This is a genomic window from Neobacillus bataviensis, from assembly GCF_019969725.1.
In genome coordinates, this window is record NZ_JAHXYW010000017.1 from 44,660 (window position 1) to 69,700 (window position 25,041).

General features: G+C 39.4%; 27 protein-coding genes and 1 riboswitch. Of the genes, 11 read left to right on the plus strand and 16 right to left on the minus strand.

Annotation, left to right across the window (positions count from 1 at the left end):
- The first annotated feature begins 103 nt into the window (after positions 1-103).
- Positions 104-616: a gamma carbonic anhydrase gene (locus tag LC455_RS27225; protein WP_223595745.1), complete on the plus strand. Its 513-nt coding sequence runs from the start codon at positions 104-106 to the stop codon at positions 614-616.
- Between the two features lie 33 nt (positions 617-649).
- Here the strand turns inward: LC455_RS27225 and asnB are convergent, their stop codons facing one another.
- Positions 650-2,554 (minus strand): asparagine synthase (glutamine-hydrolyzing), encoded by a 1,905-nt coding sequence (asnB, locus tag LC455_RS27230; protein WP_223595747.1) that lies wholly within the window; start codon positions 2,552-2,554, stop codon positions 650-652.
- A gap of 215 nt (positions 2,555-2,769) precedes the next feature.
- Positions 2,770-3,969 (minus strand): methionine adenosyltransferase, encoded by a 1,200-nt coding sequence (gene metK, locus LC455_RS27235; protein WP_223595749.1) that lies wholly within the window; start codon positions 3,967-3,969, stop codon positions 2,770-2,772.
- Positions 3,970-4,240: 271 nt separating this feature from the next.
- Positions 4,241-4,371, minus strand: a riboswitch (SAM riboswitch).
- Between the two features lie 262 nt (positions 4,372-4,633).
- On the opposite strand from metK, the gene pckA reads away from it, so the two are divergent.
- On the plus strand, positions 4,634-6,217 hold the full coding sequence (gene pckA / locus LC455_RS27240; protein WP_223595751.1) for a phosphoenolpyruvate carboxykinase (ATP): 1,584 nt from the start codon (positions 4,634-4,636) through the stop codon (positions 6,215-6,217).
- Positions 6,218-6,234: 17 nt separating this feature from the next.
- On the opposite strand, the gene LC455_RS27245 is transcribed toward pckA, so the two are convergent.
- From LC455_RS27245 to LC455_RS27260, 4 genes are all read right to left on the minus strand, one after another.
- Complete coding sequence (locus tag LC455_RS27245; RefSeq protein ID WP_223595753.1) at positions 6,235-7,191, minus strand: hypothetical protein; 957 nt, start codon at positions 7,189-7,191, stop codon at positions 6,235-6,237.
- A complete protein-coding gene (locus tag LC455_RS27250; protein ID WP_223595755.1) occupies positions 7,175-7,693 on the minus strand; it encodes an RNA polymerase sigma factor in 519 nt (172 codons plus the stop codon). The genes LC455_RS27245 and LC455_RS27250 overlap by 17 nt, the downstream gene beginning before the upstream one ends.
- Before the next feature lie 119 nt (positions 7,694-7,812).
- Positions 7,813-8,055 carry a DUF2584 domain-containing protein gene (locus LC455_RS27255; RefSeq protein WP_223595757.1) on the minus strand — a complete coding sequence of 81 codons (243 nt, stop codon included), beginning with the start codon at positions 8,053-8,055 and terminating at the stop codon, positions 7,813-7,815.
- Positions 8,056-8,093: 38 nt separating this feature from the next.
- On the minus strand, positions 8,094-8,894 hold the full coding sequence (locus LC455_RS27260; protein ID WP_440446434.1) for an alpha/beta hydrolase family protein: 801 nt from the start codon (positions 8,892-8,894) through the stop codon (positions 8,094-8,096).
- A gap of 107 nt (positions 8,895-9,001) precedes the next feature.
- Here LC455_RS27260 and LC455_RS27265 point away from each other — a divergent pair, with 107 nt between their 5' ends.
- Genes LC455_RS27265 through LC455_RS27275 form a run of 3 tightly spaced genes read left to right on the plus strand, consistent with a single transcriptional unit; the run spans position 9,002 to position 11,607 of the window.
- Positions 9,002-10,021: an ABC transporter substrate-binding protein gene (locus LC455_RS27265; protein WP_223595759.1), complete on the plus strand. Its 1,020-nt coding sequence runs from the start codon at positions 9,002-9,004 to the stop codon at positions 10,019-10,021.
- Between the two features lie 22 nt (positions 10,022-10,043).
- Positions 10,044-10,811: an ABC transporter ATP-binding protein gene (locus LC455_RS27270; RefSeq protein ID WP_223595761.1), complete on the plus strand. Its 768-nt coding sequence runs from the start codon at positions 10,044-10,046 to the stop codon at positions 10,809-10,811.
- Positions 10,801-11,607: an ABC transporter permease gene (locus LC455_RS27275; protein WP_223595763.1), complete on the plus strand. Its 807-nt coding sequence runs from the start codon at positions 10,801-10,803 to the stop codon at positions 11,605-11,607. The genes LC455_RS27270 and LC455_RS27275 overlap by 11 nt, the downstream gene beginning before the upstream one ends.
- Before the next feature lie 21 nt (positions 11,608-11,628).
- Here LC455_RS27275 and ytkD read toward each other — a convergent pair whose 3' ends face one another.
- A complete protein-coding gene (ytkD, locus tag LC455_RS27280) occupies positions 11,629-12,099 on the minus strand; it encodes an RNA deprotection pyrophosphohydrolase (RefSeq protein WP_223595765.1) in 471 nt (156 codons plus the stop codon).
- Between the two features lie 84 nt (positions 12,100-12,183).
- Positions 12,184-12,507: a hydrolase gene (locus LC455_RS27285; protein ID WP_223595767.1), complete on the minus strand. Its 324-nt coding sequence runs from the start codon at positions 12,505-12,507 to the stop codon at positions 12,184-12,186.
- Between the two features lie 220 nt (positions 12,508-12,727).
- On the opposite strand from LC455_RS27285, the gene LC455_RS27290 reads away from it, so the two are divergent.
- Both LC455_RS27290 and ytzI read left to right on the plus strand, forming a co-directional pair.
- Complete coding sequence (locus LC455_RS27290; protein WP_223595769.1) at positions 12,728-12,985, plus strand: DUF6154 family protein; 258 nt, start codon at positions 12,728-12,730, stop codon at positions 12,983-12,985.
- Positions 12,986-13,074: 89 nt separating this feature from the next.
- A complete protein-coding gene (ytzI, locus tag LC455_RS27295) occupies positions 13,075-13,239 on the plus strand; it encodes a YtzI protein (RefSeq protein WP_223595771.1) in 165 nt (54 codons plus the stop codon).
- Between the two features lie 149 nt (positions 13,240-13,388).
- On the opposite strand, the gene LC455_RS27300 is transcribed toward ytzI, so the two are convergent.
- The gene (locus tag LC455_RS27300) at positions 13,389-13,862 is read right to left on the minus strand and encodes an S-ribosylhomocysteine lyase (RefSeq protein WP_223595773.1); all 474 of its coding nucleotides are present in this window, start codon (positions 13,860-13,862) and stop codon (positions 13,389-13,391) included.
- 142 nt (positions 13,863-14,004) lie between these two features.
- Between LC455_RS27300 and yidD the strand changes: the two genes are divergently transcribed.
- Positions 14,005-14,232, plus strand: a complete 228-nt coding sequence (gene yidD, locus LC455_RS27305) for a membrane protein insertion efficiency factor YidD (protein ID WP_223595775.1) — start codon at positions 14,005-14,007, stop codon at positions 14,230-14,232.
- Here the strand turns inward: yidD and LC455_RS27310 are convergent.
- Positions 14,229-14,801 (minus strand): beta-class carbonic anhydrase, encoded by a 573-nt coding sequence (locus tag LC455_RS27310; RefSeq protein ID WP_223595777.1) that lies wholly within the window; start codon positions 14,799-14,801, stop codon positions 14,229-14,231. The genes yidD and LC455_RS27310 overlap by 4 nt on opposite strands.
- Positions 14,802-15,013: 212 nt before the next feature.
- On the opposite strand from LC455_RS27310, the gene LC455_RS27315 reads away from it, so the two are divergent.
- Together LC455_RS27315 and LC455_RS27320 are read left to right on the plus strand one after the other, a co-directional pair.
- The gene (locus LC455_RS27315) at positions 15,014-15,952 is read left to right on the plus strand and encodes a metal ABC transporter solute-binding protein, Zn/Mn family (RefSeq protein ID WP_223595779.1); all 939 of its coding nucleotides are present in this window, start codon (positions 15,014-15,016) and stop codon (positions 15,950-15,952) included.
- Between the two features lie 102 nt (positions 15,953-16,054).
- The gene (locus LC455_RS27320) at positions 16,055-16,213 is read left to right on the plus strand and encodes a DUF1540 domain-containing protein (protein ID WP_223595781.1); all 159 of its coding nucleotides are present in this window, start codon (positions 16,055-16,057) and stop codon (positions 16,211-16,213) included.
- 44 nt (positions 16,214-16,257) lie between these two features.
- Here the strand turns inward: LC455_RS27320 and menC are convergent, their stop codons facing one another.
- The 6 genes from menC to LC455_RS27350 form a co-directional block, all read right to left on the minus strand.
- Entirely contained in the window at positions 16,258-17,367 is a 1,110-nt protein-coding gene (menC, locus tag LC455_RS27325; protein ID WP_223595783.1) for an o-succinylbenzoate synthase, read from the minus strand.
- Positions 17,367-18,851: an o-succinylbenzoate--CoA ligase gene (locus tag LC455_RS27330; RefSeq protein WP_440446435.1), complete on the minus strand. Its 1,485-nt coding sequence runs from the start codon at positions 18,849-18,851 to the stop codon at positions 17,367-17,369. Before LC455_RS27330 ends, menC begins: the two co-directional genes overlap by 1 nt.
- A 113-nt stretch (positions 18,852-18,964) precedes the next feature.
- Positions 18,965-19,783, minus strand: coding sequence for a 1,4-dihydroxy-2-naphthoyl-CoA synthase (menB, locus tag LC455_RS27335; RefSeq protein WP_223595786.1), 819 nt, complete (start codon positions 19,781-19,783; stop codon positions 18,965-18,967).
- Positions 19,784-19,796: 13 nt separating this feature from the next.
- A complete protein-coding gene (gene menH / locus LC455_RS27340) occupies positions 19,797-20,609 on the minus strand; it encodes a 2-succinyl-6-hydroxy-2,4-cyclohexadiene-1-carboxylate synthase (protein ID WP_223595788.1) in 813 nt (270 codons plus the stop codon).
- Entirely contained in the window at positions 20,606-22,357 is a 1,752-nt protein-coding gene (menD, locus tag LC455_RS27345) for a 2-succinyl-5-enolpyruvyl-6-hydroxy-3-cyclohexene-1-carboxylic-acid synthase (protein WP_223595790.1), read from the minus strand. Before menD ends, menH begins: the two co-directional genes overlap by 4 nt.
- Positions 22,354-23,760, minus strand: a complete 1,407-nt coding sequence (locus LC455_RS27350; protein WP_223595792.1) for an isochorismate synthase — start codon at positions 23,758-23,760, stop codon at positions 22,354-22,356. Before LC455_RS27350 ends, menD begins: the two co-directional genes overlap by 4 nt.
- A gap of 339 nt (positions 23,761-24,099) precedes the next feature.
- Between LC455_RS27350 and LC455_RS27355 the strand changes: the two genes are divergently transcribed.
- Positions 24,100-25,038 (plus strand): 1,4-dihydroxy-2-naphthoate polyprenyltransferase, encoded by a 939-nt coding sequence (locus tag LC455_RS27355; protein WP_223595794.1) that lies wholly within the window; start codon positions 24,100-24,102, stop codon positions 25,036-25,038.
- The last annotated feature ends 3 nt before the right edge of the window (positions 25,039-25,041 follow it).

The following is a 25,041-nucleotide window of genomic DNA, read 5'->3' on the forward strand; positions in this document are numbered from 1 at the left end:
AAATAATTGACAAAAAATAAAATAAATTTAGCACATTAACTTTTTGAAAAAGGCTCCCAATCTTCGCTACAATAGAACTATCATCAAAAAAGGAGCTACTAGTATGATTTATCCCTTTAAAGATAAGTATCCGTTAATTGCCGAAACGGCCTTTATTGCTGATTATGTCACGATTACAGGCGATGTTGAAATTGGCGAAGAATCCAGCGTTTGGTTTAATTCTGTCATTAGGGGCGATGTTGCCCCGACAAAAATCGGAAATAAAGTAAATATCCAAGATAATTCTATCTTACACCAAAGTCCCAATAACCCGCTAATTTTAGAAGATGAAGTAACGATTGGGCATCAGGTAATTCTTCACAGCTGTATCATCAGGAAACGAGCCTTAATTGGAATGGGATCCATCGTTTTGGACCAGGCTGAAATTGGTGAAGGGGCCTTTATTGGAGCCGGAAGCCTTGTTCCGCAAGGAAAAAAAATTCCCCCTAATACATTAGCATTCGGCAGGCCCGCTAAAGTTATTAGAGAATTAACCCCAGAGGATATAAAGGATATGGAGAGAATCACGAGAGAATATGCTGAGAAAGCCCAATATTATAAGTCCTTACAATCATAATGAAAAAAAAGCACCCCCCGGGTGCTTTTTAACTTAATTTTTCATTGTTTCTAATGATTTTGCGGCTGCATATTCACGCTGAAAGGAATAAACATCTTCGACATATACTTGATGCCATACCATAAACATAAGCACTGTCCAAATTTTCCGGCTGTTATCGGCTTTGCCTTGGCAATGGTCTTCAAGCAGTCTTAACACATATTGTTTATTGATTAAGTGATCTGTATTGCTTTCGCGAATGATTTTTTTCGCCCAATCATTCATTTCGTTCTTTAACCAGTGACGGATTGGCACTGGGAAGCCTAGCTTTTTACGATTCAGTACATGTTCTGGAACAACGCCTTCGGCTGCTTTGCGTAAAATATATTTTGTTGTCCCATTAGCTGTTTTAAAGCCTGTAGGGATTTTTGAAGCCACTTCAAAAACAGCTTTATCAAGGAATGGAACACGTAGCTCAAGCGAATGTGCCATTGTCATTTTATCTGCTTTCAATAAAATATCTCCGCGCATCCATGTATGAATATCGATGTATTGCATTCGGTCAACAGAATCATAGCCTCTGGATTCTTCGTAAAGAGGCTTTGTAATGTCAGTATAGTTTAATCCTGGACGGTACACATTTAGAAGTTCCCGTTTTTCCTCTTCCGTGAACATTTTGGCATTGCCGATATAGCGCTCTTCCATTGGTGTCACGCCGCGTTCGATAAAACTTTTGCCTTTCGTGCCTTCAGGCATCATATTAGCGATTCCTTTTAATAGCACCTTACCGACTCTCGGAATTTTATTAAATACCTCTAATGATTGTGGCTCGCGGTAAATATTGTATCCGCCGAACAACTCATCGGCACCTTCACCTGAAAGTACAACCGTAACATGCTTCCGCGCTTCGCGAGCGACAAAGTATAACGGTACGCAGGCAGGGTCTGCAAGCGGATCATCCATATGCCACATGATTTTTGGAACTTCATTCATATATTCCTCTGGAGTAATCACATAGCTGATATTTTCTACGCCCAGCTTCTCGGCTGTCTCTTTGGCAACATCAATTTCACTAAACCCATTGTGCTCAAAGCCGACTGAGAAGGTTTTGATTGCAGGATGAAACTGTTTAGCAATAGACGCAATGATAGAAGAATCGATTCCACCTGAAAGGAAGGAGCCGACTGGAACATCGCTTCGCATATGCTTCTCAACTGAATCAAATAGGATGTCACGAATTTCTTTGACGAAATCATTTTCAGATTTCTGAACCGGCTTAAAATGGGCCTTCCAATAACGCTTCATTTCCATTTTAGCGCCGATTTTCTTTGTAAAATAATGTCCAGGCTCAAGCTTATTAATTCCTTCAGACAGGGTATTCGGCTCAGGGACAAATTGATAGGTTAAATAATGCTGCAAGGAATCATAATTAAGCACATCGTTCTCAAGGGCAAGAAGAATACTCTTTTTCTCTGAAGCAAAAAAAGTTCTTTCACCATCTTCAAAATAGAAGAACGGTTTGATTCCAAACGGATCGCGTGCCCCGTAAAGTGTCTGTTCTTGTTTATCCCAAATGACAAAGGCAAACATCCCGCGCAGCTTTTCAACCGCTTTTTCCTTCAAATGGCTGTAAAGAGCGATAATGACTTCTGTATCTGAACTAGTGGCAAACTTCAAGCCCTCTTTGAGAAGCTCTTCACGAAGCTCTACATAGTTATAAATTTCGCCATTGAAAATGATCCAATAGCGCTCATTTTCATAGGTCAGCGGCTGGTGTCCGGACTCTATGTCAATGATGCTTAAGCGGCGGAAGCCAAATTGAATATGGTCATCATAATAAAAACCATCATCATCAGGACCGCGATGGGTTATAATATCGTTCATATTTTTAAATTGTTGTTTTTGTTCATCACTATAGCTTTGTGTTTTGTCGTGTACACAACCGATAAAACCACACATTATGTACCTCACCTACTCCAGTTCAAAATATCCTTGCTAAAAAACATACTCTCTTATACTACCACTTTTTTTTAAAAATGGAACTGTGAACTTGAGGAAAATCAAGTACAACCATTTTTCACTTCTTTCGACCTACTTAAACCCGCTATATATTAAAATAAACCCTAAAAAATAAAAGGAGTTACATATTTATATGCAACTCCTTATCAGGCTAATTATAAATTTGCTTGCTCACGTAATGTTTCAGCTTTATCGGTACGCTCCCAAGGAAGATCAACATCTGTACGGCCAAAGTGTCCATATGCGGCTGTTTGCTTATAGATTGGACGGCGAAGGCCAAGCATATTGATAATACCAGCTGGGCGAAGGTCAAAGTTTGCACCTACAAGATCAACTAAAACATCTTCGCTTACTTTACCTGTGCCAAAAGTGTCCACTGAAATGGAAACTGGTCTTGCTACACCGATTGCATAAGCGAGCTGTACTTCAACCTTATCAGCAAGACCTGCTGCAACGATATTCTTTGCTACATAACGGGCTGCATAAGCGGCAGAACGGTCAACTTTTGTTGGATCCTTACCAGAGAAGGCACCGCCGCCATGACGAGCATAACCGCCGTATGTATCAACAATGATTTTGCGGCCAGTTAAGCCTGCATCCCCTTGTGGTCCGCCGATAACAAAACGGCCAGTTGGGTTAATGAAGTATTTTGTATTTTCATCAATTAGTTCCTTTGGAACTACTGGATTAATCACATATTCTTTAAGGTTTCGCTGGATCTGCTCAAGCGAAACTTCTGGGTGGTGCTGTGTTGAAATTACAATTGTATCAATGCGAACTGGTTTGTCATTCTCATCATATTCAACGGTAACTTGTGTTTTACCGTCAGGACGTAGATAAGGAAGAAGCTCCTCTTTACGAACTTCTGTTAGACGGCGTGCCAGCTTATGTGCAAGTGAAATTGGAAGAGGCATTAACTCTTTCGTTTCATTACAGGCAAAGCCAAACATTAAACCTTGGTCCCCTGCACCAATTGCTTCTATTTGCTCATCTGACATTAGTCCTTCACGAGCTTCAAGCGCTTGGTCAACCCCCATTGCGATGTCTGGAGACTGTTCATCGATTGAAGTTAATACGGCGCAAGTTTCCGCATCAAAGCCGTACTTTGCACGAGTGTAACCAATTTCCCTTACTGTTTCGCGGACAATTTTTGGAATATCCACATAAGTAGAAGTGGTAATCTCCCCAGCAACAAGGACTAATCCGGTTGTTACGGAAGTTTCAGCCGCAACACGGGCATTAGCATCCTTTGCTAAAATAGCATCTAAAATGGAATCAGAAATTTGGTCACAGATCTTGTCCGGATGACCTTCAGTTACTGATTCAGAAGTGAACAAACGACGTTTTGTTGACATCTGAATTCCTCCTATATTATTGAAATAAAGTGAGGTTATGTGTGGGGTTATTGCTACCTTGTTAGTTTAACCTCGGGTTGATACGGAACTCATTCCCTTAGTAGTATGAAATAAACACGGGTATTTTATTAATAACCAGCAGTATTATTAATAAACCCGGCTGAAGAACTCACGATGGGATAAAGAAAAAGCGATAATGCAGCACGAAAAACAAAAAACCTTTCCATCGTATGAGGAAAGGTTGAGTGCAAAAATGTTTGCGTGCCTTTCACTCTTATCGTTCAAGGTCAAGCCTTGCCTCAGGTTTAGCACCTTTGCCCGAAAAATTAAAACAATACTATTTTTCGTTTGCAGGTTGCTGGGTTTCATAGGGCCTGTCCCTCCACCAGCTCGGGATAAGAGAGTATCCGTTCAAATTAAAATCATACCCTATAATATCGAATAGTGTCAATTGTTATTTATGAAACTTTTACCATGTATATTGCGTTAATTATAAAAAAATTTTAATTTCATGATATAAATATTTTCTTTTTGCTTAATCCCTGAATAATGTATAAAATACAACTTGAACTAATTAAATAGTATAGACTAATGTTATAAATGTGTTATACTAATTGATATAATAAACGCCATTTAAAATTAAATAAAAAGGATGGTTAATTAAATGAATTCTGTTCATATTCCCAATGAATTAAAGCAATTACTTAAAGAAAATAACGTCCAAATTCAATTGTCTGTTCCACAGCTAGTTGAAAAAATTCTAAGCCGAAATGAAGGATCGTTAACTTCAACAGGTGCAGTTCGTGTTTCCACTGGCAAGTATACAGGACGTTCACCGCAAGATAAATTTATTGTCGTTGAAAATTCAACAAAGGATAAAATCGCTTGGGGGTCCAATCAGCCTATTTCCGAAGAAGTATTTACTAATCTCTATCACAAGGTATTAGAGTACTTAAAGGAACAAAATGAACTTTTTGTATTCAAAGGTTTTGCTGGAGCTGATAAAAAATCGCAGTTGCCAATTCAAGTCGTAAATGAATATGCATGGCATAATTTATTCGCCCACCAGTTATTCATTCGTCCAACAGAAGATGAATTGCTTGAACATGAAGCTGGCTTTACGGTTATCTCTGCTCCTAATTTCAAGGCAGACCCAGCCGTAGATGGTACAAACTCAGAAACCTTTATTATTATTTCATTTGAACAACGCATTGTGTTAATCGGCGGAACGGAATATGCCGGTGAAATGAAAAAATCAATTTTCTCTGTGATGAATTACCTGCTTCCTGAAAACAATATTTTTTCAATGCACTGTTCTGCGAATGTTGGGCTTGAGGGAGATGTAGCGTTATTCTTTGGTTTGTCTGGTACAGGAAAAACTACTCTTTCAGCAGACCCAAATCGCAAGCTGATCGGCGATGATGAGCATGGCTGGTCTTCCAATGGCGTCTTTAATATTGAAGGCGGCTGCTATGCGAAATGTATTAACCTTAGTCGTGAAAAAGAACCGCAAATTTTTGATGCAATTCGTTTCGGTACTGTGCTTGAGAATGTTACGGTTAACCAAGAATCCAGAATTCCGGATTATGATGATGGAACATTAACTGAAAATACTAGAGCAGCCTATCCAATTCAAGCAATAGATAATATTGTTCTGCCAAGCGTTGCAGGACATCCAAATACAATTGTATTTTTAACAGCAGATGCCTTTGGAGTATTGCCTCCAATTGCAAAGTTAACGAAAGAGCAAGCAATGTACCATTTCTTAAGCGGTTATACATCAAAGCTTGCCGGAACCGAGCGTGGAATCACATCTCCACAAGCAACCTTCTCTACTTGCTTTGGAGCGCCTTTCTTGCCGCTTCCAGCAACTCGTTATGCTGAAATGCTTGGTGAAAAAATTCTTGAGCATAATGCCAATGTCTTTTTAGTCAATACAGGCTGGACTGGCGGAGAATATGGTGTCGGAAACCGCATGAAGCTTTCGTATACACGCGCAATGGTTCAAGCGGCCCTTGAGGGAGAATTGAACCATGTAGAAACAGTCAAGGATAAAATCTTCGGCCTAAACATTCCGCTTCATATTGCTGGTGTTCCTGATGAAGTTCTTCAGCCAATTAAAACGTGGGCAGACCCACAGGCCTATGAAGTGAAAGCAAAAGAACTTGCTGCTAAGTTCCGTGAAAACTTTAAAAAGTTTACGAATGTCGCTGCTGAAATCGAAGAAAAAGGCGGACCTATCGCTTAAATATCGAAAAGCCCTTATCAATTTGATAAGGGCTTTCTTACTTCTACTGCTTCTGATTTTTGTAAAATGGTAAACCGGTACTTACCGCTTTTTTTAAGGTGGAAATCTCCTTTATACATCGACATCTTTTTACCATCCGTTGTCGTGTAATCTGTTTTATCTTTAAAGGTGAATTCTGATACTTCTGCACTATCTAATGCAAATACCTCTAATTTTAATTCAGGAGGAAGTTCATCTCCCTCTATTTCGATGGAAACATCCTCGTAGAAACCAGCGTACAAATCTTCTTGTGAAATCATCAAAGTAGAATTACCAACTTTAATGTAGGACTCTTTTACATAGATGGAAAATTCGCCGATTTTTTTATTGCCTGCCGTAAATTCAAGATTCCATATTCCGGGTAAATCAAGCGATTTAAAGCTAGTCATTGCATGCCCGTCTGCCCCATACATACCACCTGAAATGACGGTTGTTGCTAGATGTTCTTTTACCCCCGTTTTTTCATGTACGGCCTCAATATTAAGAGACTTATTTGCAAAATCTTTTTGATAGTCGCCCCATAAATAAATGGCTATCTTCGAAACACCTCTTCTGTCCTTCGCTATCCATTCCAGTGGTGCCAGCAGGCTTACTTTGTTTGGGATACCAAAATTACTATCTGCATAAAGAGGAGAGCCGTCCGTATCTTTAAGTGCAAAATAGTCACCTTGTTGGACTGTTTTAGTTTTTCCAGAGCCCGTAATTTGTGAAGAAGATTCTTTTTTATCAGTGAAATATAGGAGAGGAGCCAACAAACCAAAGATAAATACGGCGGCCAGCGCTGCTAATCTTTGAAAGTTAAATAATTTTCTATGTTTCCTGGTACTTGCTTCGTCTATTACCTTTAACATATCCGTTCTCTGTTCTGTTGTTAATTCATGCTTTGGAAAATTTTCAAGAATCTCTAATAAATCTTTATCAGATAAATTCCTCATAGTACTCCCCCTCCTTCAGGCACTCATTTAATTTTTTTACTGCCCGATGAAATGTTACATTTACTTTATTTTCTGACCAACCGAGAACTTGGCCGGCTTCCTGTGAAGAAAGTTCGGCAATCCCCCTAAGTATGATGACATCGCGATAATTATCTTTTAATTGGTTTATCGCCTCGTATAAATTAGCATATTCCATTTTCCTGAACAGCAAATCCTCTGCAGGCTCAAGGGGTTTGGGTGATTCAGTATCTAAAAGCTTTTTAAGCTTCTGCCAAACGGATCTTTTTCGGTAAAAATCTATGGCTGTATTTCTCGCGATTGAAATCATCCAGGTTTTCGGGCTTGCTTCATTTTTATATCGGCTATATGCTTGAAAGGCCCGCAAAAAGGTCTCCTGGACCAAATCCACTACATCCCTCGATCCCGTATAATAAACTAAAAAATTTGTGACATCTTTTTCATATTGAATGAACCATTTTTCAATTGGATGGGCTCGCTCCAACCTAACTCCCCCTTACTCAATAAACATAACTAATTGTTTTTCTCTAATTATTAGACGTGTTTGGCAAATTTTTCTTACACTTTTTTAAAAAGAAAAAAAGCAGGCATCAATCCGCCTGCTTAGTTCGTGGAATTCAATGAAATTAGTTGATACGTGATGGTTGTGCTGTTCTTTTGCCATTCTACTTTTTTAATCATAGCGGTTCCGTTTGAATCGCTTTCGATTGTTTTTCTAACATCAATTGGAATCTCAATTGGATAAAGTCGGAAGCCTTCCTTTTCTAAAGTAAATAGGTTTTCCTCCACTCGCTTCTCTCTACCCTTTGTTACAATCATCGTATTTAATTCAAGGGGCATACCCATCAAAAATCCGCTCCTCTGCTCTTGATATTCCTATTTTATCATCTTTTACCATTTGTTTTCATCCAGTTCGTTAAATCCTTTACGACTTTTCGATTGATTTCAGGAGGAAAATAATGTGTAAAATTCTCAAAGTACCAGCACTCCAAGGGTTTGTGCAATTCTCTGAGCCTTTTTTCCAGACGGTAAGCATGGTCAACAGACACATTGTGGTCCATAACACCGTGAATGATCAGCACTGGAGATGCAAGGTTTTCAAGCCCATAAAGGGGAGTTCTGTCTTGATACCGTTCTGGATACTTCGCAGGTGTCCCGCCAATTACCCTTTTCATCATTCGTCGTAAATCATTCCGTTCATAGTAGGTAAGGCTCATGTCACTGACACCGCCCCAAGTGACAACAGAAGCTGCTTCAGGAAACTGAATACCCGTAAGCAGCGCCATCACACCGCCGCGAGAGAAACCAAAAATATGGACAGCCTGTACCCTAGGTAAAGATTTTAACAGCAAATAAGCTGAAAAAGCATCCAGCCTGTCATCACCAGCAAAATCTTCATTGCCCTCTCCGCCTTGATTTCCACGATAATAAGGAGCAAACACGATAAACCCCTCTGAGGCAAACTGAGCAATCCTGGAAGGCCTTACCTTCCCAACATTTTTAATTCCCCCGCGTAAATAAAGAAACCCATCCATCCGACCTATACATTTTGGTTCCGCCAGCATCCCCTTAACCCGTAACCCATCAGATAAATACGTAATTACTTTTAATTCCACCTTTGGATTAGGTGAAGGAAACCGCTGTATGTCTAAGATTTTTCCATCATCAAGGTTCAACTCTGTCATCTTTCCTTCCAAATTAATTATCACTGGGCATTCACACATTTTTTTCCTTTTCATACATTATCATAGGCAAAACGCCCAGATTGAATGGTAAATAAGGAGGTTCATTCATGAGAAAATGGTTAAAATTCAGTTTTTCTTTTCTCCTCATTGCTATACTGATGTTTTCACTCGCTGCTTGCAATAACAATGACACAGCTAAGCCAACCAAACTTGAAAAGGTACGAGTTGCTGAGGTTACCCGCTCTATTTTCTACGCCCCTCAATATGTTGCAGCATCAAAAGGCTTCTTTAAGGATGAAGGTCTTGACGTCACCATCACCACAACCCCTGGCGGAGACAAAACGATGACGACCCTTATCTCCGGGGCCGCTGATGTTGCCCTTGTCGGCTCAGAAACATCCATTTATGTATACGCCCAAGGCTCTAACGACCCGGTCATTAATTTTGCGCAATTAACACAAACTGACGGAACCTTCCTTGTAGCAAAAAAGAAAAACGATAATTTTTCTTGGGAGCAATTAAAAGGATCTAACTTCCTTGGTCAGCGTGTTGGAGGAATGCCACAGATGGTAGGTGAATTCGTATTAAAGAAACATGGCATCGATCCTCATAAAGATCTAAACCTAACCCAAAACGTCGATTTTGCCAACATTGCTAATGCCTTTGTCTCCTCCGACAATTACGACTATGTCCAATTATTCGAGCCTACCGCCAGCATTTTTGAAAAAGAAGGAAAAGGTTATATTGTTGCTTCTTTTGGTAAAGAATCTGGCCATGTTCCTTACACAACCTTTATGGCGAAAGATAGCTATATGAAAGAAAATAAAGCTACAATCGAAAAATTTACAAAGGCCATCTACAAAGCACAGCAATGGGTGCAAGCACATAGTGCTGAGGAAATTGCTAAAGCAGTAGAGCCTTATTTTCCAGATACCGATTTTGAGATTATGAAAACCGTTATTGATCGCTATAAGAGCCAAGGCTCTTATGCCACGGATCCTATTTTAGACGAGGAAGAGTGGAACAACCTGCAAAATATCATGAAGGAAGCCGGTTCACTTCCTAAACAAGTAGACCATAAAACACTTGTCAATACCGATGTTGCGAATAAAGTAATAAAAAAATAAATAGGAAAGGGAGGCCGTCAACATGAGCTTTTTAAAGGTTCAGGATATTCATCACACCTATTTCACCAAAGCCTCTGCCACCACGGCCCTCTCCAATATTTCACTTATGGTTGAGGAGGGAGAATTTGTTTCCTTCCTTGGCCCTAGTGGCTGTGGAAAGACAACTCTGCTCTCGATTATCTCCAGTCTCTTGAAACCAACCCAGGGAACAGTCCTTTTAGAAAATAAACCTGTATCTACTTCTAAAAATGAAATTGGCTATATGCTGCAGCAGGATTACTTGTTTCCATGGAAAACGATTGAAGAAAATATTTTATTAGGCCTTAAATTATCAAAACAGCTCAATGAGAAAACAAAGTCTGCAGCACATAGCCTATTAAATCAAATTGGGTTAGTTGGTGTGGAAAAACTGCTGCCTAAGCAGTTATCCGGTGGGATGAGGCAGCGTGTCGCCCTTGTCCGAACGCTGGCAACAGAACCAAAATTGCTGATGCTGGATGAACCATTTTCGGCACTTGATTATCAAACAAAGTTAAAGCTAGAGGATTTAGTTTCCAAAACGTTAGATGAATTCAGCAAAACGGCTATACTCGTAACCCACGATATTGGCGAAGCCATAGCTATGAGCGATCGTATCTTTTTATTCTCAGCAAAACCGGGAAGAATTTATAAAACGTTTGAAATGCCGGAAGAGCTTCGAAATCTTTCTCCTTTTGAAGCAAGAAATCACGAAGCCTTTCAAGGAATCTTTCAAACAATATGGAAGGAGTTGGAGTCACTTGAATCATGAAAAATATAAGGTGGAACTCCTCCATAAAAACTACATTCATTCCTTAAAAATTGAAAAACGGTGGGTTCGATTTTATCAGTTAATTATTTTCGTACTCCTATTTTCGAGCTGGGAATTATTAAGCAGAATGCAATGGATTGACCCGCTCATTTTCAGTTCTCCATCAAAAATTTGGGCTCTATGCTTGGATAAAATTCAAGACGGCTCTTTACTTACCAATTTAGGGGCCACATTAATGGAAACCATCGTAGGATTTATTATAAGCACGATATTGGGTGTCCTGATTGCTGCACTTCTCTGGTGGTCCCCCTTGATGTCCAAAATACTTGATCCTTATCTTGTTATATTTAATGCGATGCCAAAAGTAGCCTTGGGCCCGGTAATTATTGTCGCCTTAAGTCCGGGATACACGTCTATAATCGCCAATGGCGTTATAATTTCAGTAATCATCACAGCTCTTGTTGTGTATACCTCCTTCAAAGAAGTAGACCCCAATTATTTAAAGGTGCTTCAAACCTTCGGGGCCACACGCTTTGAATGTTTTAAAGAAGCCATTATGCCTGCCAGTTTTCCAACCATTATCTCTACATTAAAGGTCAATGTCGGGCTTTCATGGGTTGGGGTCATTGTCGGAGAATTTCTTGTATCCACAAAAGGACTCGGATATATGATTATTTATGGATTTCAGGTATTTAATTTTACACTTGTCTTCTTATCATTATTGGTCATCGCTTTATTTGCAACGATTATGTATCAGCTTGTCGATCTGTTAGAAAAAAAACTTATCAAGGAATAGTGGATTGCTTTAAGCTTGCCACTATTCCTTTTCATTTTGCAGCCATTTCATGCATTCCTCCACGACCTGATCTTTCATGATGAAGCTATAATTTTCTTCAAAACGAAGCTGCAGCAGATTGCCTCTGACCAAAATGGGACCATTTGTTTCGTGGTATGTATTTGTTTTCTCTAACCTTTTTACTTTTCCCCAAAAAACAGCTTTTACAAACGAACCTTCCTTGTCTGACACTTTGTACTCAGCAATATATTTCAATTCACCTAAAATGGCTCCAGTTTCCTCATAGGTTTCTCTCCTAGCCGCTTCCTCGAGTGTTTCGCCGAACTCTCTTTTCCCGCCAGGAAACTCAAGCCCTCGTTTTTTATGCTTGGTTAGGACCCACTCATCACCTAATTGACAAATGACGAGAACATGCTTTGCATCTTCTAAAAAAGCATCATGAGAAAACGACAATGTCACCTTATTTCCATTACTATCTAAAAAATCAATCATGCCCACCCCGCCTCAAATCGTTTTTAGTATTTTTATTATAACAAAAAAAGAAAACCCTAGAGACTAGGATTTTCCCGCTTCTTCTTATTCATTTTTTTGTAAAATATTCATACTTTCAATATGATTTCGTGCCTCTTCATCCCCTAGCTTATGGATCATCCCATATACTTGTTGGATTGTACTATCATAGGCATGATTATCACCGTCATGATGATATTCAACAAATGGAATATGCGCCCTGATAAAGTTTTTCCACTCTGTCGAATAATTTTGGTCAAACAACTCGCGTAATTGAGTAATTTCTTCATCAGTTGCCTGAATTTTATAGCTCCATGTTGAACTAGTGGCACTCTGAGAAATTTCGCCTGTCCCAACATCTATATAATAGGTTTTCTTTTGTTCATCCATTTTTGTCATCCCCTTTTACTATTTATTAATCCACAAAAAGATAAAATTTATTCTTTTACAAATTTCGATTCATTTTTTAGAATTGAATACGATATAATAATCATACAAACTAAGAAAACAGATTTTTCAGTCAATTGGAAAAAGTAATTTTTCGCTGTTTATGGGAATGGTTTACGTTTGTAAAAGAAAAAATACTAATTAAGGCAGGAGGTGTTCAAGTATGAAATTAGTCGATGAACTATATGAAATGTACCGGAACAAGCTTACGGGTGATGAAGAAGATATCGATATGCTCGCATTTGCTTTTTTGGAGGAAATGTCACATGAGGACCTTCTTGCTTTAATTCAGGATATGAGTAAACAGGAATTATACGATTTAATGGGCCTTTATTTAATTGAAAGCCTGAAGGGTAAATTTGCGCAGGAAGAGTATGGACAACATCGCACCAATACTTATTATCCACGAAATATACACTAATATATTACATAAGCCGCGGAAAAAAGGGAGCGCTAGTTTAAGGCTTCCTTTTTTGTTTCATGTTACAATAAGGAAAAGGGGGAATATTCTTGTATACAGTGTTTGTCGTATGCATCATCATTGTTATTGTTGTACTATTATTAGCTGTCATTACAACTTCGAAAGCCTATACATATAAGCATACAGTTGACCCGTTAGAAAATAATCCTAATGTGGATCACGAGCAAAATTCAAATAACAATAAGAAAACATAAAAAATTCCTATTCAAACGAATAGGAACCTTAGAGGAAAAGGGGCGGAGCCCGCAATAATAAAATTGTTTTTAAATGTCAAACTGAAATAATTCATTTGCCATTTTGGATGTGTGAATGCTTTGCTCTGCTCACACCGCCTTTTTTTATATCATCCAAATACCTTTTTTAAGTCTTCTTTACTTTGCTCAAGCCAGAAATTCATTAAACGTTTAGCTCCTTCTAAATCATGAAGCTTTGCCTGACCGCATTGTCTTTCATTTGCTGCAGGAATGTCAGTGATAGTAACGGCATCTTTCATTGTATCCTCAAGAAGATCAATGATTTCCTCTACTGTCGGTTCACCGCTGACGACAAGATAGTATCCTGTTTGGCACCCCATTGGAGAAATATCAATAATATCGAAATGATCGTACTTCTCGGAATGCTTACGGATATTAAAGGCAAGCAAATGTTCAAGTGTATGAATAGCATCAGGCTTCATCGCCTGTTTATTTGGCTGGCAAAAACGAATATCATATTTATTAACAACACCGTCACTTCCTACTTTATGAACACCACAGTGTCTCACAAAAGGTGCTTTTACGGCATTATGATCTAAATCAAAGCTTTCAACTGAAGGCATCAGTATCACTCCTTTTTTTATCTACAAACTATCATACACTAAATCCCGAGTTTTTTCATCTACTTAGTTATATTTAACAAATTTAGACGTTCGTTTTAATATATGGTATTTTGTAAGTAACCATTAATGAGGAGCGACCAAAATGTTAAAAAAAGCATTTATTGCATTGATTCGTTTTTATCAAAACGTAATCTCACCTCTAAAGCCTCCGACTTGCCGCTTTTATCCTACCTGCTCGCATTATGGACTTGAAGCCATACAGCGCTTTGGAGCTTTAAAAGGAGGATATCTCACTATAAAAAGGATATTAAAATGCCATCCCTTTCACCCTGGGGGCATTGACCCGGTGCCTGAAAAACATAAACATTAATTCTCATACCCATTGACAATTAAATCTAATTTTCCTGTCTTCGGATCAATGACAAGGCCATGAACAGGAACTCCTTCCGGCATCAGCGGATGGTTTTTGATGATATCCACACTATGGCTAACACTTTCCTGTACATTATCAAAACCATGAAGCCACTGTTTAATGTCAATGCCTGAGTAAGTTAGAGTATCGAGTGTTTTTTCAGGAATCCCGCGTTCGATCATGCTGTCAATAACGGGACCCGCTTTTAAACCACTCATCCCGCAATCGTGATGAGCTATAACCATAACTTCTTTAGCCTGCAGCTGATAAACAGATATAAGAATACTGCGCATGATACTGCCAAATGGATGTGACACAAGGGCACCAGCATTCTTGATGAGTTTCACATCGCCATTTCCAAGATTTAAAGCCTTCGGCAATAATTCAAGCAGTCTTGTATCCATACAAGTTAAAATGACCGCTTTTTTATTCGGAAATTTCGTGGTTTCATACTTTTCATACTCGCGATTTTCTACGAATTTCTGATTATGGATTAGAATGTCATTTAATAATGATGTGTTTGTCATATAGTACCCACCTTTCTTTTTCTCCTTATAAGCATACCTATCTATTGTGTTTGAGACAAATTTTTTACTTGCAAACAGGCTAATTTTTTTGTAAGATACATATGGAAATCGGAATCGTTCCGTATTATTCAAAAATATTTATTCTGAATGCTAAAAATTTTTCGTCAACAAATCGTAATTAATCCGATTTATAAAATTTTAGAGGAGTTTTTATGAAAAAATTTATTCTTTTCCTTTCTTTTCTAATACCATTAAGCCTGATCTTATCGGCCTGTTCAAATGATAAACCGGCCCCCAAAAATAAGGACCTGTTAACCATCTATACCACAGTATTCCCACTTCAATATTTTACTGAACAAATTGGCGGCAAATATGTTGATGTAAAAACCATCTATCCACCTGGGGCAGATGAACATACATTTGAACCATCGCAAAAAGATATGATGAATCTCGCTGATTCAGACTTATTTTTCTACATTGGATTAGGGCTTGAAGGCTTTGTAGAAAAAGCAAAAGGAACCTTAAAAAACGAAAATGTATCCATAGTAGCAACAGCAGATAAGCTTCAGCTGCCAAAAGATAACGGAGCTCATGAAGACGAGGATGAAGACGAACACCAACATGGTGATGTGAATCCCCATGTCTGGCTAGATCCGATTTATTCAAAGGAAATGGCTGCTGTTATTCGTGATAACCTGGTGAAAAAAATGCCCAAGCAAAAAGAGCTTTTTGATAAAAATTATCAGACACTTGCAGCTCAGTTAGACGATCTAAATGGCCAATATGAGAAAACCATTTCCACCGCCAAGCATAAAAAAATCATTGTGACCCATGCTGCATTTGGCTATTGGGAGCAACGCTATGGAATCGAACAAATTAGCATTTCCGGTCTTTCCACTACCAATGAACCAACCCAAAAAGAATTAGAAAAAATAATTTCCGTGGCAGACCATGAAGGATTACATTACATTCTTTTTGAACAAAACGTTCAATCGAAGCTAGGTAAAATTGTCCAAGAGGAAATTGGGGCCAGAGCTTTACCGATTCATAACCTGGCCATATTAACCAAAGAAAACATCAAGAACAAAGAAACTTATTTTTCCTTAATGAAAAAGAACCTTGATACATTAAAAACCGCTTTAAATAATTAATTTACCAATAACCACTTTTATTCCCTGACACTTACAGGCATGTGCTGCTTAAGATAATCAAATGCTATATCTGTATTACCGAAATAATAAGGAGTGATACGAATGGCACAGGATGTTTTATGTGAAGTAAATAACTGTACGTTTTGGGCAAAGGGAAATAAATGCAGCGCAGAGAGTATCTATGTTGTCAGCCACAAAGGGAAAACGGCTGATAATAGTCAAGAAACGGATTGTAAAACCTTTGAACCAGGCGATCTCTAATAAAAAAATTGAACCAGGCACTCATGCCTGGTTCATTTTTTGGATTAAAATGGAAATAACTTTTGCAAGATTGATGTCTCCTGGAGTCGTTTTTCATTTATGCGGTATCCGATTCCCGGATACTCAGGTACAGCTATTTCTCCATTATGTACGGTCACTTCCGGGCTGATAATGTCTTCATCCCAAAACCGGCTTGAAGCAGAAATGTCCCCTGGAATTGTGAAGCCAGGCAGTGATGCAAGCGCAATATTATGGGCGCGGGAAATGCCAAATTCAATCATTCCCCCACACCATACAGGAATACCTCGATCAAAGCAATAATCATGGATTCGTTTCGCTTCAGAGAGACCTCCAACACGTCCCGCTTTAATATTAATAACCTTGCAGCTGCCAAACTCAATTGCCTTTCGGGCATCCTCGAAGGACACAATACTTTCGTCCAAACAAATAGGTGTTTTGATTTCTTTTTGCAGAATTGCGTGTTCGATTAGATCATCATGAGCAAGCGGCTGCTCAATCATCAATAAATTCCATTCATCTAAGGCTTTTAGTCGGTCTATATCCTTTAATGAATAAGCAGAATTAGCATCGGCCATAATCGGCAAATCCGGGTAATGCCGTCTGATGTCTGCTAAAAAGGAATAATCCTGGTTTGGATTAATTTTTACTTTTATCCTTTGGTATCCCTCTTGAAGGTATTGCTCAATTTGCCTGAGCGCTTTGGCAGTCGAATCTGTAGCAACTACTACACCAGATGGAATCCTTGTCCGTGTACCGCCTAACATTTTTGATAAAGGCTGTGATTGAGTCTTGGCATATAAATCCCAAAGTGCCATCTCTAAAGCAGCCTTCGCCATATTATTTCTTCTCAGCGATTTGTTGAAAAGAACAGATGCCTCATCCGGATTTTGAATCGGGTGTTTTTGCAGCAATGGAATCAAAAAGTCCTGTAACATATGCAAACACGTTGCCACTGTTTCCTCTGTGTACCATGGTGATGAAAAGGCTACTCCTTCGCCAAAACCAGATATGCCTTCTTTATTCGTAACCTTTACGATTATGCTTTCACGTTCATGAACAGACCCTAAATGAGTTTGAAATGGAGATTTTAAAGGCATTTGAATAATAAATAGCTCTACAGTCGATATTCTCATCAATCAGCCCTGCCCTCAATCAGCCATTCCTTAAGATTTCTTCTAAGTAATTTTTTTGCCGCATTTCTTGGCATCTTCTCTATAAAATAAAAAGCCTTGGGAACTTTATACTTTGCCAGCCGTTCTCCACAAAATTGCTTTAGCGCTTCCTCAGAAGGATAATCCCCCTCTTTGATTACTAAAAAAGCAACTGGCACTTGTCCCCATTGCTCATTGTCAATACCGATGACACCGGCATCTTGAACGCTAGGATGAGACAATAAAACGGCTTCAATTTCTGCGGGATAAATATTTTCGCCGCCTGAAATAATTAAATCAGAGCGCCGATCAAGAACATATAAAAAGCCGTCTTCATCTAAGTAGCCGATATCTCCTGTATATAACCAGCCGTCCCGTATTTTTTCTGCCGTGGCATCCGGGCGATTTAAATAACCTGCAGTCACATTAGGCCCCTTAATGATGATTTCACCGGCCGCCCCAGCTTGAGCAGCTCCCCCATCTTCACCTTCGATTCGGATTTCCGAAGGGAATAATGGTTTGCCTGCAGAACCAAGCTTAGTTAGGCTATATTCTGGTGCAAGCGTGACGATTTGGGAGGAGGATTCTGTCATTCCGTAGGTTTGAAAAACCGGAATCTCTTTTTCAGTACATGCCACTAGCAATGGAAGCGGTGCAGGGCCGCCACCTAGCAGCATACAGCGAAAATGGCCAGGAAGCCTTTCTGCTCCAAGCGTCCCCACTACTCTTTTCAGCATAGTCCCAACAATCGACATAATGGAAACATTTTTCTCATTTATATCTTTGATCGTTTTTTCAGCATCGAAGGTTTCATGCAGGACAATCGGCATTCCATAAATGACACTGCGCATCAGGATCGAAAAACCGCTTATGTGAAAAAGAGGTACGCTGCAAAGCCAACAATCGCTTTCATTAACCCCTAAATTTAAAGCAGATCCAACAGCACTCCACCAGTGGTTTCCATAGGACTGCATCACCCCTTTTGGATGTCCGGTCGTTCCTGATGTATACATAATCGTACAAATATCGCCAAGATTGATTTCATCCCTGATGTCAGGCACCTCTGGTTTTCGCTTAAATAAGGATTCTTTCGTTATCGTTCCTATCAGTAGATTTTGTTCATTCATTTTGTCAGATAAGGCTTCTTCAAGGATAAGAAAAGAGGATTTCGAATCCTTTAACTGCCAAACTAATTCAGATGAAGTCAAACGTTTATTCAATATGACCGATTTCACGCCTAATAGCTGCAGAGCAAATAATATAACCACTGTATCAAGATGGTTTTTTAACAATACACCAATAAATTGATCTTGTTGTACGCCAAGTCCTTGGAGCTGTCCTGCGACCTTAAGTGAACGGTCATAAAGTTCTTTGAACGATATCGTCTGATCTTCAAAATAAACAGCAGTTCTATCTGGGGTTAAAAACATGCGCTTTTTTAAAAAATTAGGCATTCTCTCATTCATCATTTCTCTTACCACCTTATATACTGTCTAGCTTTAGCGCCTAAGGGCTTCTGCTTTTCTATTAAAAAACAGCCTGATGGAAATCCATCAAGCTGCTGCCAAAAAACATTAAATCAAGGAAACCGCGGGAATTGACCGAAATCAGGCTTACGCTTCTCTTTAAAGGCGTCACGGCCTTCCTTCGCTTCATCTGTTGTATAGTAAAGTAATGTCGCATCGCCGGCAAATTGTTGTAATCCTGCTAAGCCATCCGTATCAGCATTCATAGCAGCTTTAATGAAACGGAGTGCAGTTGGGCTCTTTTCAAGCATCTCTTCACACCATTTAATGGTTTCCTCTTCAACCTGTTCTAAAGGAACAACAGTGTTTACCAAGCCCATGTCAAACGCTTCTTGTGCATTGTACTGACGGCATAAATACCAAATTTCACGCGCTTTCTTATGTCCAATAATTCTTGCTAAATATCCAGAGCCATAACCGGCATCAAAGCTTCCAACCTTCGGACCTGTTTGTCCAAAAACAGCGTTATCGGCAGCGATTGTTAAATCACAGACTACATGTAATACATGGCCTCCGCCAATCGCATACCCTTTTACCATCGCTACTACAGGTTTTGGAATAACGCGGATTAAGCGCTGCAAATCAAGAACGTTTAATCGAGGGATCTGGTCCTCCCCTACATATCCACCGTGTCCACGGACACTCTGGTCCCCACCTGAACAGAATGCTTTTTCTCCGGCACCTGTTAAAACGATCACTCCAACACTTGCATCATCACGTGCGTAGGCAAAAGCGTCAATCAACTCCATAACCGTTTTGGGTGTAAAAGCATTATGTACATGTGGACGGTTAATAGTGATTTTTGCAATTCCATTATAAGTTTCATATAAAATTTCTTCATATTTACGTCCTGGAACCCATTCTACTGTCAAAATGAAAACCTCCTTATTTATTTAGAGACAAAAAGTCACTTACTATTGTACCAAACTTTTCTGTTTCTTCCACATGAATTGCATGGCCGCTGTTTTCCACAACCACCCATGTCCCATTTTCAAGCCCCTTCAACATCTTTTCCGCAATTGTACAAAACTTTTTATCTTCACTGCCCGTTACCAGCAAAACTTCACAAGAAAGCTGTTGAAGGTTTTGCCACCAAGAAGGCTGAGCGCCTGTCCCCATTCCGATTAAACTATTTGCTAGTCCAAGGGGTGAATTATTTAACCGTTGAAGCCGAATGGACTTCTTGATTGTTAATGGAAGACGTTTCATCGTTGAAAACAATGGAATCTCCTCCCAGTAATCAACGAATTCCGTTAAGCCCTTATCTTTAATAAAATTTGCTAGTTCAGCATCTTTCATACGGCGCGTTTCACGGTCTGCTTCCGATTGTAGACCAGGTGAGGCACTTTCCAGGATTAAATTTCGTATTCTCTCTGGAAAAAGAACTGCAAAGGTTAAGGCAAGTCTTCCCCCCATTGAGTATCCAAGTAGATCCACTTGTTTCGCGCCTAGATGATCTAGGATGCTTTTCAGGTCATTCGCGGCTTTTTCGATTTGGTAGCGGTTACTATTTTCTGGCGAATCGGTTTTTCCATGGCCGATAATATCAGGAATAATTAAATTGGAATGCGTCCCCCAACGTTCACAAAAAGGAGTCCATGTCGTCGAATCTCCAGTAAATCCATGTAACAATACCAGCGGAAATCCGCTGCCGCATTTCTCGACATGATACTTAACATTGTCGATAATTACCTTCATTCATGTTCACCTGTGACAAAATTTGATATTTCCCGGGAAACCACACGCCAAAATTCGCGGTGTTCATCTCGATTTCTGTCCCTATTTGTAGCTACCTCAAAAACTTTCATTCCTTTTGAATTCATTGCCATCTTCATTTCCGATTCAAAGTGATCCCAATCTTTGATTTTTGTATAGTCACCATGAAACATTTTGACCGCATGTTCAAATTCAATATTTAAGGCTGTGCCAAATAGGAGTTCAAAATGTTTCGGATGTTCAGCTTGTGGAAGGAAGGAAAAAATCCCGCCGCCATTATTGTTTACCAGAATAATATTAATATCAATATTGTAAAGCTTTGCGGCAATCAGGCCGTTTAAATCATGGAAAAATGTTAAATCCCCTAGAACCAAATATAATGGGTGAGAGTATAGAGCTGCACCTAAAGCAGTAGAAACAGTGCCGTCAATACCATTTGCCCCTCTGTTCGCGACAGCCCTTATCGATTTATCATTGTTTAAGAAGAAACTGTCTAGATCGCGGATTGGCATACTATTACCAACAAAGATAGTGGCTCCTTCTGGGAGCAGCTCGGCTAATTGATAAAATAATCTGCCTTCACTTAATTCAGCAGTATCACGAACCAGCGTCATATTTTCCTTAGTAAGTTTATTAACTTTCTTCCAATCTTCTAAGAACATAGATGGTGACTGTATTTTTAAATATGTAACAAGCTTTTCGCAAAAAATGGTTTCATTACAGAAAATCATATCCGTCGATAACGAAGATGGGTCACGCCAGCCACCGCCTCCATCAATGACAAATTGATCAGCATTATGGTTTTCTTTTAAGAAAATCGTTAATGCTTTTGATACAGGCATAGCTCCAAACCGTATGACAACATCCGGTTTTAAGTATGACTTTGCCTCGTCGTTTCTTAAGAATGTATCATAGGCATCAATTATTTGTTCCAGGCTGTGTTTTCCACTTCGCAGCTGTGACAAAGGGTCAGCCAAAATCGGAAATTTTAATACCTCGGCCAGTTGGGTAACCGCATTAGTAAACGCTTCATCAGCGATGTTTCCGCAAACGATGATTCCTTTTTCTCTTCCCCTTAGTTTTTCAGCGATTTCTTTAATATGCTCTTCATTAATAGTTAAATCGCCGGTAAGCACCTTCACATATCCGTTTGATCGTTCTTCCGTATGAAAAATCTCTTCATCCAATTTAGGAATCAGCGGCTCACGAAACGGGAAATTCAAATGAACCGGACCAGCAGGAGCTGCGGTAGCAGCTGCTGCCGCTCTTGCACAAAAAGTCCGAGCGTAGCGAATCATCTCATCGCTTTTATCAGGCAGCGCCATTTCCGCAAACCATTTAACATGATGCCCATATAAATGGATTTGATCAATTGCTTGGGGGGCCCCTACTTCCCTTAGTTCATGGGGCCGGTCTGCAGTTAACACAATCAATGGGACTCGTGAATAACGAGCTTCAACAATTGCAGGAAAATAATTTGCAGCAGCCGTGCCTGACGTGCACAGGATGGCTACAGGTCTGTTTGTTATCTTAGCAATTCCTAACGCAAAAAAAGCAGCAGATCGTTCATCCACATGGATATGTACCTTTAAATCAGGGTGTTCAGCCATCACCATCGCCATTGGTGTCGATCTAGAACCTGGGCTTACGACGACATCGGTGACACCAGAGAAGACTAACTCTGCTACAAAGGCCGCAATATATGCGGTTAATGATTCTTGATGACTCATATTATTTTTCCTCCAAAGGCCCTAAGCATTGGCCTAAACTTCAAGCTTGTCTCCATATATTCACTTTCAGAATCCGAATCTGCCACGACACCGCAACCAGCAAATAAAGAGGCTTCATTTCCTTGAATTAATCCTGAACGAATGGAAACAGCAAATTCTCCATTCTTGCGGTAATCGACCCAGCCTAATGGAGCAGCATAAAAACCTCGGTCAAGTTCTTCGACCTGTCTTATTTTTTCAACTGCTTCACTTTTAGGAAGGCCACCCAAAGCGGGAGTTGGATGCAGTCTTTCGACTAATAGCAATAAAGAAGTATCTTGATGGCATTTTCCAATCACAGGAGTATATAAATGTTGGATATCTCGAATCTTCATTATTTGAGGTTTTTCAGGCAAGATCACTTTTTCACATGATTCTTCTAATGCTTCCTTAATCATTTCAACAACATAGCGGTGTTCAATAAGGTTCTTTTGATCCTTTAAAAGCTCTTCCCCCAATTGCCTATCCTCTTCATTTGTTTCTCCCCGTGAAATAGAGCCAGCAAGACAAGTGGAAAAAATTTCATTCCCCTGCTTCTTTACAAGTCTTTCCGGTGATGCGCCGATGAAACAATCGCCGTTCGATTCGAAAGCAAAGATAAAGCTTTCATGCTGTTGATCGTTTAAGTTATTGAGAACCTTTTCAGCCTCGATTTCATGATTGAAAGCTAGTCTAAGCTCCCGAGCTAGAACCACCTTTTTTAACGGACCCGCCGATACTTCCTTCACGATTTTGTCAACCGTCTTTTTCCACTGGTCTGGCGAAATCTCTTCTGTCTCTAGCAGGATTGTTGTTTTCGTCCGATGGCGCTGCCCCAGAGAATTTAAAAGATGATTCCTTTCCTCGACCACTTTATTAAATAACGAAACATCATCATTTGGTGTACAAACAATATTTGTTGTTAAATAGGCCTGCCCCTGAATAATACTTAATAAATATTTGGGTAAATGGAACAAGGAATCAGCGTACTTCGACCAGAGTTCTGTTTTTTCTTTGTATGGATCAAAAGAAAACCCACCGAACATCAATGGACCAGTCCCAATTTCTTTATAAGGGTTAAAAATGATACTATCCCTTAAAAAGGTTTCCCACTCATTTTCAACATGAAAAAAGCGGTCAGTAGCCTGATCCGACTGAATTTGTCTTGTTATCCCAAGTCCAACAAGCACTAATTCGTCTTTGGGATCCTTCCAGAAGAACCGTTCACCCAGATAGCGCTCGTTCCCTATATTAAAAAATGATAAAGGATTGATCGTGTCCATTTTATGAACTTCACTCATTAAAATGGGCCGGTTAAGTTTTTTCGCCTGCTCGACCGCGATGAGACCCCTTTCCTTTATTTCCGTTTCTTGAATGGTTACCAAACAAATCCCTCCAAAACAGCCAAAATTGCTGTTATCCATTCATCTTTAAGCCTTATTAAAGATACTACTCCCATTGTAAATAAGTCAATAATACTTGTCACTACCATCCTGATTCATTCCTATTATATATCAAAATTTCAATATTAGGTTGTAAACGACATTTTCGTTATTTTCCCACTAAGTATTCAATTATAACCAAACAGGTATTATCTTCTAGATTTGAAAGGAAAAATTCATTGACACTACCACTCTGATTCCATACACTTATGTGTGGGAAAGAAACTTTAGACTTAAAAAATTGTCGATATATAAAAATTAATATATAAGGGAGAGACCAATATGCAGCCAAATTTACAGCAAAATTCGAAACCAGCAGTCGAATCTAACCGCGGCTTCCAAGTTTGGTGGCAAATGACCCGTCCTCATACGTTAACAGCAGCGTTCGTCCCGGTTTTACTTGGGACAGCACTTGCACTTAAGTCTGGCAAAATTCATTTCGGGTTATTTATCGCTATGTTGATTGCGAGTTTACTCATTCAAGCCGCAACCAATATGTTTAATGAATACTTCGATTATAAACGCGGCCTTGATAACGAACATTCTGTAGGGATTGGCGGAACCATTGTCCGTGATGGAATCAAACCAAAGACCGTCATGACTCTTGCATTCAGTTTTTATGGAATCGCGCTATTGTTAGGGATTTATATTTGCGCTAATAGCAGCTGGTGGTTAGCATTAATTGGACTTATTTGTATGGCGGTCGGTTATTTTTATACCGGAGGCCCTGTGCCAATTGCTTATACACCTTTTGGAGAAGTATTTGCCGGATTCTTTATGGGAATGTTGATTATTCTCATCTCATTCTATATCCAAACAGGGACAGTCGACAGTACCAGTATTTTAGTATCAATCCCAAGCATGGTACTTGTAGGTGAAATTTTATTGGCTAATAACATTCGCGATCTTGATAACGACAAGGAAAACGGACGTAAGACATTAGCCATCCTATTAGGGAAAAAGAAGGCTATTAATTTACTTGCCGGTATGTTTATTTTCTCTTATTTATGGGTTTTAGGACTTATTATCGGCGGCGTGGTTCCTGCGTGGGTGGCGATTGTCATTTTAAGCGCACCAAAAGCAATTAAAGCTACAAAAGGTTTTATTAAAAATAGCTTGCCTATTCAAATGGCGCCCGCGATGAAAGCGACCGCTCAAACCAATACCATTTTTGGATTTTTACTTGCCATCGGCATTTTCGTTGGACATTTTTTCGCATAATAA